General features: G+C 47.8%; 8 protein-coding genes. All 8 read left to right on the top strand.

From position 1 onward, the window contains the following. Positions 1-170: 170 nt before the first annotated feature. The 8 genes from rplJ (at position 171) to fusA (ending at position 13,308) form a co-directional block, all read left to right on the top strand. Positions 171-650, top strand: coding sequence for a 50S ribosomal protein L10 (gene rplJ / locus Q0438_RS10195; RefSeq protein WP_295152864.1), 480 nt, complete (start codon positions 171-173; stop codon positions 648-650). Between the two features lie 20 nt (positions 651-670). Continuing rightward, positions 671-1,051: a 50S ribosomal protein L7/L12 gene (gene rplL / locus Q0438_RS10190; RefSeq protein ID WP_177386842.1), complete on the top strand. Its 381-nt coding sequence runs from the start codon at positions 671-673 to the stop codon at positions 1,049-1,051. 90 nt (positions 1,052-1,141) lie between these two features. After that, a complete protein-coding gene (rpoB, locus tag Q0438_RS10185) occupies positions 1,142-5,278 on the top strand; it encodes a DNA-directed RNA polymerase subunit beta (protein WP_299190614.1) in 4,137 nt (1,378 codons plus the stop codon). Continuing rightward, entirely contained in the window at positions 5,275-9,789 is a 4,515-nt protein-coding gene (gene rpoC, locus Q0438_RS10180; protein WP_299190613.1) for a DNA-directed RNA polymerase subunit beta', read from the top strand. Before rpoB ends, rpoC begins: the two co-directional genes overlap by 4 nt. A gap of 46 nt (positions 9,790-9,835) precedes the next feature. After that, positions 9,836-10,225 (top strand): DoxX family protein, encoded by a 390-nt coding sequence (locus tag Q0438_RS10175; RefSeq protein WP_299190612.1) that lies wholly within the window; start codon positions 9,836-9,838, stop codon positions 10,223-10,225. A gap of 83 nt (positions 10,226-10,308) precedes the next feature. Next, entirely contained in the window at positions 10,309-10,683 is a 375-nt protein-coding gene (gene rpsL / locus Q0438_RS10170) for a 30S ribosomal protein S12 (RefSeq protein ID WP_005872613.1), read from the top strand. A gap of 69 nt (positions 10,684-10,752) precedes the next feature. Then, positions 10,753-11,223 carry a 30S ribosomal protein S7 gene (rpsG, locus tag Q0438_RS10165; RefSeq protein WP_177386837.1) on the top strand — a complete coding sequence of 157 codons (471 nt, stop codon included), beginning with the start codon at positions 10,753-10,755 and terminating at the stop codon, positions 11,221-11,223. A gap of 9 nt (positions 11,224-11,232) precedes the next feature. Then, positions 11,233-13,308 (top strand): elongation factor G, encoded by a 2,076-nt coding sequence (gene fusA, locus Q0438_RS10160; RefSeq protein WP_299190611.1) that lies wholly within the window; start codon positions 11,233-11,235, stop codon positions 13,306-13,308. The last annotated feature ends 29 nt before the right edge of the window (positions 13,309-13,337 follow it).

The raw sequence follows: 13,337 nt of genomic DNA, 5'->3' as shown, positions 1-13,337 counted from the left end.
CTTACTATGAGCCCTGCGGTTACGCTGGATAATCAAGAAATAATCGATTTAAAATAAAATTTTAAATTTTTATCTTAGATTGGAGATAGCTCAAGGTTTTTAACTTAATTGATCGAAATTTTAAAATTTCGATCGCTTGGCTTGAAATCACCGATCGGAAAGGAGACCTAATGACGAGAGACGAAAAATCAAAGATAGTAGCGGAGCTTGGCGAGGCTTTCAAAGCTAGCGAAGCTATAGTAATTTCCGATTTTAAAGGCCTTAGCGTTAAGCAGCTTGAAGATCTTAGAAATAGCGCGCGCGAAGCGGGCGTAAAGGTTCGAGTTATCAAAAATACCCTAGCTAATATCGCTTTAAAAAATGCCGAAAAAAACGGACTTAGCTTTAAAGATACCAATATCTTCTTATGGGGCGAGCAGCTTTCTGTATGTAAAGTAGCGGCTAAATTTGAAGAGAAAAACGAAATTTTTAAGCTTAAGACCGCTCATATCGATGGGGAAGTAGCCGGCGTAGATAAGGTTAGAGCGCTTTCGAAGATGCCTTCGAGAGACGAGCTTATCGCGATGTTACTTCAAGTATGGAATGCGCCGATTCAAAATTTTACGATCGGCCTCAATGCGCTTAAGCAGAAAAAAGAAGCTAGCGCTTAATTAAAATTTAGGAGAATAAAATGGCAATTTCAAAAGAAGATGTTTTAGAGTATATCTCTAATCTTTCGGTGCTAGAGCTTAGCGAGTTAGTTAAAGAATTCGAAGAAAAATTCGGCGTAAGCGCAGCTCCGGTTATGGTAGCCGGTGGCGCAGGCGCTGGCGGCGCAGGCGCGGCAGCGGCTGAAGAGAAAACAGAATTCGATGTCGTATTGCTTGATGCTGGCGATAAGAAAATTAACGTAATTAAGGTTGTTCGCGCCTTAACAGGCCTTGGTTTAAAAGAAGCCAAGGACGCTACCGAGGCTACTCCGTCCGTTCTTAAAGAGGGACTTAACAAAGAAGACGCCGAGAAGGCTAAAAAAGAGCTTGAAGAAGCAGGCGCTAAAGTCGAACTCAAATAAATCGCGAAATTTTAAAATTTCGCATACAAATGTGTGCCGGTGCGTCGCATCGGCACTTCTTTCTTTAAAATACAACTACGAGGTAGTGGAATGTTAAATAGCCTATATTCAGGAAATCGTCTCAGGGTGGATTTTTCAAAGGTCCCTAAAGAGATCGAAATTCCGAATTTATTACAACTGCAAAAGAAAAGTTTTGATCATTTTTTAAATCTTGATAACTCGGGTGGAGAAAGCGGCATAGAGAAAGTTTTCAAAGCCATTTTTCCTATCCACGACGCACAGAATAGACTAAGTATCGAGTATGTAAGCAGCGAAATTTCAAAGCCAAAGTATTCGATCAGAGAATGCATGGAAAGAGGGCTTACTTATTCGGTAAATTTAAAGATGAAGCTCCGCTTGCTCGTGCATGAGCGCGACGAAAAGACGGGCAAAAAAATCGGCGTAAAAGAGATCAAAGAGCAAGATATATTTATCCGCGACATTCCTTTAATGACCGATAGAATTTCATTTATCATAAACGGCGTAGAGCGCGTCGTCGTAAATCAGCTACACAGGAGTCCGGGCGTAATCTTCAAAGAGGAAGAGAGTCCAACCGTTCTAAATAAACTTATCTACACCGCTCAAATAATACCGGATCGCGGCAGCTGGCTATACTTCGAGTACGACGTAAAAGACGTACTATACGTGCGCATAAATAAAAGGCGCAAGGTTCCGATCACGATCCTATTTCGCGCACTCGGCTACAAAAAACAAGACATCATAAAATTATTTTATCCTATTAAGACGATCTATATTAAAAAAGGAAAATTCCTGACCGATTTCGATCCTAAAGAGTATTCCGGCAGGCTTGATTACGACATTATAAACGAAAAGGGCGAGGTGCTTCATCAAGCAAGCAAGCGCCTAACATCCAAAAAAGCGGAGAAACTAGCGGAGGACGGACTAAAGCTAATCGAATATCCGGCTGAAATTTTAGCCGAGCGCTACCTAGCCGACGCCATCGTCGATAAAAACAGCGGCGAAGTGCTTTTTGATTCGCTAACCGCGCTTGATGAGGGCAAGTTAGCCAAGATCGCTAACACCGAGAAAAAATTTACGATCGCCAACGACCTAGCTAGCGGCGTAGATACCTCGATCATAAATTCTTTCATCCAGGACGCCGATGCGCTTAAACTCTTGCAGCAAAGCGAAGGCATAGACGACGAGAACGATCTGGCTGCGATTAGAATTTACAAAGTAATGCGCCCAGGCGAGCCGGTGGTAAAAGAAGCGGCAAAGAGCTTCGTAAACGATCTGTTTTTCAATCCGGAGCGCTACGATCTGACCAAGGTTGGTCGCATGAAGATGAATCATAAACTAGGCATCGAAGCGCCGGAATACGTAACCGTACTAACCAGCGAAGATATCATCAAAACCGCGAAATATCTAATCAGGGTTAAAAATGGCGACGGCTTCATCGACGATCGCGATAATCTCGGCAACCGCCGCATCCGCTCGATCGGCGAGCTTTTGGCAAACGAGATGCACCTTGGATTTATCAAGGTTCAAAAGGCGATCAAGGATAAATTTACCGGCATTAGCGGCAATCTAGAGGAGCTTATGCCGTATGATTTCGTAAATCCAAAGATCATTACCACTACGCTTATGGAATTTTTCACCGGCGGCCAGCTAAGTCAGTTTATGGATCAGACCAACCCGCTTAGCGAGGTTACGCATAAACGCCGTCTATCTGCGCTGGGCGAGGGCGGTTTAGTTAAAGAGCGCGCTGGCTTTGAAGTGCGCGACGTTCATCCTACGCACTACGGTAGAATTTGCCCTATCGAGACGCCGGAGGGTCAAAACATCGGTCTGATCAATACCCTAGCGACCTATGCGAAGGTAAACGATCTGGGCTTCGTCGAGGCTCCGTATAAAAGGGTCGTAGACGGCAAGGTCACCGACGAGATCGTCTATCTTACCGCTACACAGGAAGAGGGGCTCGTAATCGCTCCTGCGTCCGCCAAATTGGACGAAGAGGGCAATATCGTAGAGGAGCTTTTGGAGGTCAGAAAAGACGGCGAAAATATCATGGCCAAGCGCGAGGATATTTCTTTGATAGACCTTTGCTCCGGTATGGTCGCGGGCGTAGCGGCATCGCTGATTCCGTTTTTGGAGCATGACGATGCCAACCGCGCCTTGATGGGCTCGAACATGCAGCGCCAAGCCGTGCCGCTTCTGCACTCCACCGCTCCTATCGTCGGAACGGGTATGGAGGCGATCATCGCGCGCGATTCGTGGGAAGCGATCAAAGCCGGCCGCGACGGCGTCGTAGAAAAGGTCGATAATAAAAATATATTCATTTTGGGCGAGGATGAGAAGGGGCCGTTTATCGATCACTACTCGATGGAGAAAAATTTACGCACAAACCAAAACACTACTTTTTCACAGCGCCCGATCGTGCGCAAAGGCGACGTGATAAAAGCCGGTCAAATCATAGCCGACGGTCCTAGTATGGACGGCGGCGAGCTTGCGATCGGCAAAAACGCCCTCATAGCTTTCATGCCTTGGCACGGCTACAATTACGAGGATGCCGTCGTTATGAGCGAGAAGATGATCCGCGCCGACGAATACACCAGCGTGCATGTTTATGAGAAAGATATCGAGGCTAGAGAGTTAAAAGACGGCGTAGAGGAGATCACTCGCGATATCCCTAACATCAAAGAGGAGGAGCTTACCCACCTTGATGATAGCGGTATCGTAAAGATCGGTACTCACGTAAAGCCCGGCATGATCTTGGTAGGCAAGGTAACTCCGAAAGGCGAGGTTAAGCCAACGCCCGAGGAGAGGCTTTTACGCGCTATCTTTGGTGAGAAGGCGGGGCATGTGGTAAATAAATCGCTCTACGCTACCGCTTCGATGGAAGGCGTAGTAATCGACGTTAAAATTTTTACCAAAAAGGGCTACGAGAAAGATCAGCGCACGAACAAAGCCTATGAGGATGAAAAAACCGAGCTCGAAAGGGAGCATCACGACAGGCTTTTGATGCTCGATCGCGAGGAGATGCTAAAGGTAGTGGCGCTTCTTTCCAAAAGCGCTTTACAAAGCGATCAAAGCCTCAACAAAAAAGATTATAAAAAGGGCGACAAGGTTAAAAAAGAGGAGCTTGAGAGCTCCAACCGCTTTGCGTTAAATTCCTTCGTCAAAGGGTATTCCAAGAATGTTCAAAAAGAATACGAGGAGCTTAAAAACCACTTTCAAAACGAAAAGCGTAAACTCAAAGAGGAGCACGACGAAAAGATCGAAATTTTAGAAAAAGACGATATCTTGCCAAGCGGCGTCGTTAAGCTCGTAAAGGTCTATATCGCGACTAAGCGCAAGCTAAAAGTGGGCGATAAGATGGCGGGTCGCCACGGAAATAAGGGTATCGTTTCAAATATCGTTCCTGAGGTCGATATGCCGTATCTGCCTAGCGGACAGCGCGTGGATATCGTGCTAAATCCTCTCGGCGTTCCAAGCCGTATGAATATTGGTCAGATAATGGAGAGCCACCTAGGTCTTGTGGGCTGGCGCTTAGGCGAGCAGATCGCTCAAATTTTAGAGGAAAAAACGGGCGAGTGGATAAAAACCCTTCGCGCCAAGATGATAGAGATAGCGGGCGTTTCTAAACTAATGCAGGCTAAAAAAACTCTTGAAAAGATCAGCGACGAGGATCTTTTGAAATACGCTAGAGACTGGGCGAAAGGGGTTAGATTTTCCGCTCCGATATTCGAAGGCATCGTGCCGGAGGATTTCAAAAAGCTATTTGAGATGGCAAATATCGATCAAGACGGCAAGACCGAGCTTTACGACGGCCGCACCGGCGAAAAGATCAAAGAGCGCGTAAACGTGGGCTGCATGTATTATCTTAAGCTACACCACCTAGTCGACGAGAAGGTCCACGCAAGAAGCACCGGTCCTTACAGCCTAGTTACGCAGCAGCCGGTCGGCGGTAAGGCGCTATTCGGCGGTCAAAGATTCGGTGAGATGGAAGTTTGGGCTTTGGAGGCATACGGCGCGGCATACACGCTTCGCGAAATGCTAACGATCAAATCCGACGACGTCGACGGACGTTTGGCCGCGTATAAGGCGCTGACAAAGGGCGAAAACGTTCCGTCTACCGGAATTCCCGAGACATTTTTTGTTTTAACAAACGAGCTTAAATCACTTGCTCTGGACGTTGAAATTTACGAGAATGGAGAGAATAAATGAGCGATAATACAAATTTAGAAAGAATAGAGATCAAAGAGGACGCCAGAGTCCACGACTTCGACGCATTTGCCATCACGATTGCAAGCCCCGAGCAGATCAAGGCTTGGAGCCATGGCGAGGTAAAAAAGCCCGAGACTATCAACTACCGTACGCTCAAACCGGAGCGCGACGGCCTGTTTTGCGCTAAAATTTTCGGTCCCGTAAGGGATTATGAATGCATCTGCGGCAAATATAAAAAGATGCGCTACAAAGGTTGGAAGTGCGAGAAATGCGGCGTCGAGATCACAAGCTCGAAGGTTCGTCGCACGAGAATGGGACATATCGAGCTCGTAACGCCGGTAGCTCATATTTGGTATGTAAGCTCCTTGCCTAGCCGTATCGGTACGCTTTTAAATATCAAGATGAAAGATCTTGAGCGCGTGCTTTACTATGAGGCTTATATCGTAGAGAATGCGGGCGAGGCGTTTTACGATAATGAAAATTCCAAAAAGGTCGAGAAATACGACGTTTTAAACGAAGAGCAGTATCAGAGCCTAAAGGAGCGCTTTTCGCAGACGGGCTTCGTCGCTAAAATGGGCGGTCAGGTGATCCGCGATATGCTTGCCGAGCTTGATTTGGTCGAAATTTTATCCACGCTTAAACAGGAGATGGAAAACACCAACTCCGAAGCGAAGAAAAAAACCATCGTCAAGCGACTAAAGGTCGTAGAGAACTTTTTAAATTCCGGCAATAAACCCGAATGGATGATGATTACGAATCTTCCAGTACTGCCTGCCGATCTGCGCCCGCTTGTTAGCCTTGAGGGCGGTAAATTTGCGGTTTCGGACGTAAACGATCTGTATCGCCGCGTCATCAACCGCAACACCCGTCTAAAGCGCCTTTTGGAACTTGATGCGCCCGAGATCATCATCCGCAACGAAAAACGAATGCTTCAAGAGGCGGTGGATGCGCTTTTTGACAACGGACGTCGCGCTAACGCCGTAAAGGGCGCCAATAAGCGACCGCTTAAATCTTTAAGCGAGATCATTAAGGGTAAGCAGGGTCGCTTCCGTCAAAATTTACTCGGAAAGCGCGTGGATTTTTCGGGTCGCTCCGTTATCGTAGTAGGTCCAAATTTACGCATGGATCAATGCGGTCTGCCTAAGACGATGGCGCTTGAGCTATTCAAACCGCATCTAATCGCTCGCCTGCAAGAGAAGGGCTACGCCACGACCGTTAAGCAGGCCAAAAAGATGATCGAAAATAAACTAAACGAGGTTTGGGAGTGCTTGGAGGAGGTCGTAAAGGATCACCCGGTTATGCTAAACCGCGCACCGACGCTTCACAAGATGTCTATTCAGGCGTTTCATCCCGTGCTCGTCGAGGGTAAAGCGATCAGGCTGCATCCGCTAGTCTGCGCCGCATTCAACGCAGACTTCGACGGCGATCAGATGGCGGTGCACGTGCCGCTTAGCCAAGAGGCGATCGCGGAATGCAAAATTTTAATGCTAAGCTCGATGAATATCTTGCTTCCTGCGAGCGGAAAACCCGTCGCGGTGCCTAGCCAGGATATGGTTTTGGGAATTTATTATCTAAGCTTGGAAAAGCCGGGCGCCAAGGGAACCAATAAAATTTTTGCAAACGTCGATGAGGTAATGCTCGCCGTAGAGGCAAACGCTCTGGATATCCATGCTAAAATCAAAACGATGATCGATCATCGCATCATCTTTACGACGGCAGGGCGATTGATCATCAAATCGATCCTGCCTAGCTTTATTCCGGATCATCTTTGGAATAAGATCATGAAGAAAAAGGATATCGCCGAGCTTGTCGATTACGTCTATAAAAACGGCGGCCTTGAGATAAGCGCAGAATTTTTGGATAATCTTAAAAATTTAGGCTTTGAATCTGCGACTAAAGCGGGCGTTTCGATCTCCGTTTCGGATATCATCGTGCCGAAGTCCAAGCCTGGTCTTGTCGAAGAGGCCAAAAAGCAGGTACGAGAGGTTCAGAACCAATACGGCGCGGGCTTGCTAACAGACGGCGAGCGCTATAATAAAACGATCGATATCTGGACCAGCACCAGCAAAAAGCTAGCCGATGAGATGATGAAGATGATGGAGAAGGACAAGGATGGCTTTAACTCGATCTATATGATGGCCGATAGCGGCGCGCGAGGTAGCGCGGAGCAGATCAAACAGCTAGCGGGTATGAGGGGTCTGATGAGTAAGCCGGACGGCTCGATCATCGAGACGCCGATCACTTCAAATTTTAGAGAGGGTTTGAACGTAAACGAGTACTTCATCTCGACTCACGGTGCACGTAAAGGTCTTGCCGATACTGCGCTTAAGACCGCGAATGCGGGATATCTAACTCGAAAGCTGATCGACGTCGCGCAAAACGTCAGGGTTAGTATGCATGATTGCGGCACCCACGAGGGCATCGAGGTTACCGAGATCGTAGAAAACGGAACCCAGATCGAAAGCCTAGCCGATAGAATCATAGGAAGAGTGCTAAGCGCAGACGTGATCGATCCGGTGTCGAATGAAATTTTATTTACCGAGGGCACGCTTTTGGGCGTTGGCGAAGTAAAAACCATCGTGGATTCGGGTATCAAATCCGTAAATATCCGCACGCCGATTACCTGCAAGGCCGAAAAAGGGGTCTGCGCGAAGTGCTACGGCGTAAATTTAGGCGAGGGCAAGCTAGTAAAACCGGGCGAAGCGGTCGGTATAATATCGGCGCAATCGATCGGTGAGCCGGGCACGCAGCTTACGCTACGAACTTTCCACGCCGGCGGTACAGCGTCTACCGAGCAGCAAGATCGCCAAGTAATCGCCGATAAAGAGGGCTTTATCAGATATTACAACGTCAAGACCTACGAAAACGGCGGCAAAAATATCGTTATGAACCGCAGAAACGCCGCGGTGCTTTTGGTCGAGCCTAAGATTAAAGCTCCGATTACCGGCAAAGTAAGCATCGATATAACCCACGACGACGTAAATATAACGCTAAAGGGCAAAAAAGAAGAATTTAAATATTCGATCCGACGCCACGATCTAGCTAAGCCTACCGAGCTTGCGGGCGTAAGCGGCAAGGTAGAGGGTAAATTTTATATCGTCTTTAAAAACGGCGATACGATCCAAGAAAACGATAGCCTAGTCGAGGTTATCAAAGAGGATTGGAATATCCCTACGCGAATTCCGTTTGCAAGTGAACTTCGCGTCAAAGACGGCGAGCCTGTGACCAAAAAGATCAAAGCGGGCGTAGGCGGCACGCTTAAATATTTCATCCTCAAGGGCGATTATTTAGAGCGCTTAAAGGATATCAAAAAAGGCCACGTCGTAAGCGAAAAGGGTATGTACGTAGTCATCTCCGACGAAAACGGCAGAGAGGCGATCCGCCACTATATACCGCGTGAATCGGTCATTACCTATGATGATAATAGCGTCGTAAAAAGCGAAGATCTTATCGCCAAGCCTAAAAAAGACGATAGATTAATTATCGCCGAGTGGGATCCTTATTCTATCCCTGTGGCTGCAGAGTGCGAGGGTAAGATCAGCTTCGAGGATATCGAGCCGGGATACACTGCTACGGAGCAATATGACGAGACTACCGGCCAAAGCCGTTTGGTCATCAACGAGTACCTTCCGCAAGGCGTCAAACCGGCCATTATCGTAACTCCTAGCAAGGGCGAGCCTATCAAATATAACCTAGGACCGAAGACTGCGATTTTTACGAATAAGGGCGATCAGGTAGCGATTGCAGATATCTTGGCTAGGACACCGAAAGCGGCTGCTAAATCAAAAGATATCACCGGCGGTTTGCCGCGCGTATCGGAGCTATTTGAGGCGCGCCGTCCGAAAAATACCGCGATCATCGCGGATATCGACGGAACCGTCCGCTTTGATAAAGCACTGCGCGCAAAAGAGCGCATCGTAATCGAGGGCGAGGACGGAACGAGTGCCGAGTATTTAATCGATAAGAGTCGTCAGATCCAAGTGCGAAACGGCGAGTTCGTCCACGCAGGCGAGAAGCTTACCGACGGAGTTATCAGCTCGCATGACGTGCTTAGAATTTTAGGCGAAAAAGCGCTGCATTATTATCTGATCAGCGAAATTCAACAGGTTTACCGCTCCCAAGGCGTCGTCATCAGCGACAAGCATATCGAGATCATCGTATCTCAGATGCTCCGCCAAGTCAGAATCGTCGATAGCGGCGATACTCAGCTTATCGTCGGCGATCTGATCAGCCGCCGCAGATTTAAAGAGGAAAACGAGCGGATCGTAAAGATGGGTGGCGAGCCTGCGATCGCAGAGTCCGTGTTGCTTGGCGTAACTCGTGCGGCCGTAGGAAGCGATAGCGTCATTTCGGCGGCGTCCTTCCAAGAGACTACGAAGGTTCTAACTGAGGCTAGTATCGCGGGTAAATTTGACCGATTAGAGGACTTAAAAGAAAACGTGATTTTAGGTCGCATAATCCCGGTCGGAACGGGTCTGTATAAAGACAAGGAAGTTAAACTTAAAAAATAATTTAGGGCAAAAAGCCCTAAATTTACCTAAATTTAAAGGATGAGACATGAATATGATCAATATAAATTTCGGTCTGTTGTTTATCAGGTTGGGGCTCGGAGTTTGTCTTTTAATGCATGGAATTTTTAAGCTCACTCACGGCATAGACGGCGTAAAATCGATGCTGGTAGCCAGAGGAATTCCGGATCTGGTGGCTTACGGCGCATACGTAGGCGAGGTGCTGGCGCCCGCGATGATAATCATAGGCGTATTTTGCCGCATAGGCGCTCTGCTTGTGATCGCAAACGTGCTTATGATAATATACGTCCTATACACTCCGTTGAGCGCGCTTACCGGAGTGGGCGGATTTGAGCTGGAAATCGTATATCTGTATCTCTCTGCCGCGATCTGCCTAGTAATCTGCGGCGGCGGAGAGTTTGTGCTGATTAGAGATTAAAATTTAGTTAAATTTACGTTTCTGTAAGTTTAAACAAAGTATAATCCAAATCTTTTTGAATAAATTTTTGTGAAAGGAAAGATGTGCCAACCATAAATCAATTGGTCAGAAAAGAGCGCAAGAAGATTACCGAGAAATCGAAGTCTCCCGCGCTAAAGAATTGCCCTCAACGAAGAGGAGTTTGCACTAAGGTCTACACTACGACCCCTAAAAAGCCAAACTCTGCGCTTCGTAAAGTTGCCAAAGTAAGGCTTACTAGCGGATTTGAAGTCATCAGCTATATCGGCGGTGAAGGTCACAATCTACAAGAGCACTCTATCGTGCTAGTTCGCGGCGGTCGTGTAAAGGACCTACCGGGCGTTAAATATCACATCGTCCGCGGTGCGCTCGATACTGCAGGCGTTGCGAAACGAACCGTTGCAAGATCAAAATACGGTGCTAAACGACCTAAAAAATAGTTTGGCCTAAACAGACCGGCACTAGATTTTGCCGAGTTTGAGTAAAATTTTAAAATTTGAAGGAATAAAATGAGAAGAAGAAAAGCTCCCGTTAGGGAAGTTATGCCTGATCCGATTTATGACAGCAAAGTAATCACAAAATTTATTAATTCGCTTATGTTCGACGGCAAAAAGAGCGTCGCTACCGAGATCATGTACGGCGCCTTAAATTTCATCGACAATAAAGGCGGCGAAAAGAAAGGTATCGAAATTTTCAACGATGCCATCGATAACGTTAAACCTTTGATGGAGGTAAAATCTCGTCGTGTAGGCGGCGCTACTTACCAGGTTCCGATAGAGGTTAGGCCGGCTCGCCAGCAGGCTTTGGCTATCCGCTGGATCATCTCTTTTGCGAGAAAAAGAAGCGAGCGCACGATGATAGAGCGCCTGGCTTACGAGCTTATGGACGCCGCAAATTCTAAAGGCTCTTCGTTTAAAAAGAAAGAAGATACCTACAAGATGGCGGAAGCCAATAAGGCTTTCGCGCATTATCGTTGGTAGGAGGGCATTATGGCAAGAAAAACCCCTTTACATATGGTTAGAAACATCGGTATCGCCGCTCACATCGATGCCGGAAAGACTACTACGAGCGAAAGAATTCTGTTTTTTACCGGCATGAGTCATAAGATCGGCGAGGTTCATGAGGGTGCGGCTACGATGGACTGGATGGAGCAAGAGCGCGAGCGCGGCATTACGATTACGTCTGCGGCGACTACCTGCTTTTGGAAAGATCATCAGATAAATTTGATCGACACCCCGGGCCATGTCGACTTTACGATCGAGGTAGAGCGCTCGATGCGCGTCTTAGACGGCGCGGTAGCCGTATTTTGCTCCGTAGGCGGCGTGCAGCCGCAAAGTGAGACCGTTTGGAGACAAGCGAATAAATACCACGTTCCGCGCATCATCTTCGTAAATAAAATGGACCGCGTCGGCGCAAATTTTTACAATGTCGAGCAGCAGGTAAAAGATAGACTAAAAGCCCATCCGGTTCCGATTCAAATTCCGATCGGTGCCGAGGATGATTTTAAAGGCGTCGTTGATTTAGTAACTATGAAAGCGCTCGTTTGGGACGATAGCAAGGGTCCTTCGGCTCCGGAGACCGTCGAAATTCCTGCCGAGCTACGAGAAAAAGCGCAAGAATATCGCGATAAGATGATCGAAGCGGTAGCCGAGACGGACGAAGCCTTGATGGAGAAGTATTTTAACGGCGAAGAGCTAAGCGTAGAAGAGATCAAAAAGGGCATAAAAAAAGGCTGCTTAAGCTTAAGCTTTTTCCCTATGTTATGCGGTACGGCATTTAAAAATAAAGGCGTTCAGCCTTTGCTAGACGCAGTCGTTGATTATCTACCTGCGCCTGATGAAGTGCCTGCGATCAAAGGCCAGTATGAGGACGGCAGTGAGGTTCGCGTAAGCTCTACCGACGAGGGCGAGTTTGCGGGTCTTGGATTTAAGATTATGACCGATCCTTTCGTAGGTCAGCTTACCTTCGTACGCGTTTATCGCGGCGTTTTAGAGAGCGGTAGCTACGTCATAAATACCGGCAAGGGCAAAAAAGAGCGCATCGGCCGCTTGCTAAGAATGCACTCAAATAAACGCGAAGAGATAAAGGAGCTTTATGCGGGCGAGATCGGCGCCGTCGTGGGTCTTAAAGATACCCTTACGGGCGATACGCTAGCTAGCGAAAAAGATAAGGTAATCTTGGAGCGTATGGAATTTCCTGATCCCGTCATCAGCGTAGCGGTAGAGCCTAAAACCAAAGCCGATCAAGAGAAAATGGGAATCGCGCTTCAAAAATTGGCGCAAGAGGATCCGAGCTTTAGGGTTGCGACCGACGAGGAGAGCGGACAGACGATCATTTCGGGAATGGGCGAATTGCACCTTGAGATCATCGTAGATAGAATGCTTAGAGAATTTAAAGTCGATGCCGAAGTCGGACAGCCGCAGGTTGCATATCGCGAGACTATCCGCAAAAAGGTCGAGCAAGAGTACAAATACGCCAAACAATCGGGCGGTCGCGGTCAATACGGTCACGTATTTTTACGCCTAGAGCCTTTGGAGCCGGGCACCGGATATGAGTTTGTAAACGATATCAAAGGCGGCGCGATTCCAAAAGAATATATCCCTGCGGTAGATAAGGGCTGCCAAGAGGCGATGCAAAACGGCGTTTTGGCGGGATATCCGGTCGAGGACGTGCGCGTAACCGTCTATGACGGAAGCTACCACGAAGTCGACAGCTCCGAAATGGCGTTCAAACTCGCCGCTTCTATGGGCTTTAAAGAGGGCGCTAGAAAAGCAGGCGCCGTAATCTTGGAGCCTATGATGAAAGTCGAGGTAGAAACCCCTGAGGAGTATATGGGTGACGTCATCGGCGATCTAAACAAACGCCGCGGACAGGTCAATAATATGAGCGAGCGCGGCGGCAACAAGATCATCGACGCGTTCTGCCCGCTTTCGGAGATGTTCGGTTACTCGACCGATCTGCGCTCTCAGACGCAGGGTCGCGCGACCTATTCGATGGAATTTGATCACTACGACGAGGTTCCTAAAAACGTCGGCGAAGAGATCATTAAAAAGCGCAACGGCTAAGCTTAACGGACGCTAGGGTGCGGCGATAG

Origin of the sequence: uncultured Campylobacter sp. (genome assembly GCF_938030785.1) — a bacterium.
Lineage (GTDB): Bacteria > Campylobacterota > Campylobacteria > Campylobacterales > Campylobacteraceae > Campylobacter_B.
This window is presented reverse-complemented; position numbering and strand designations above follow the sequence as displayed.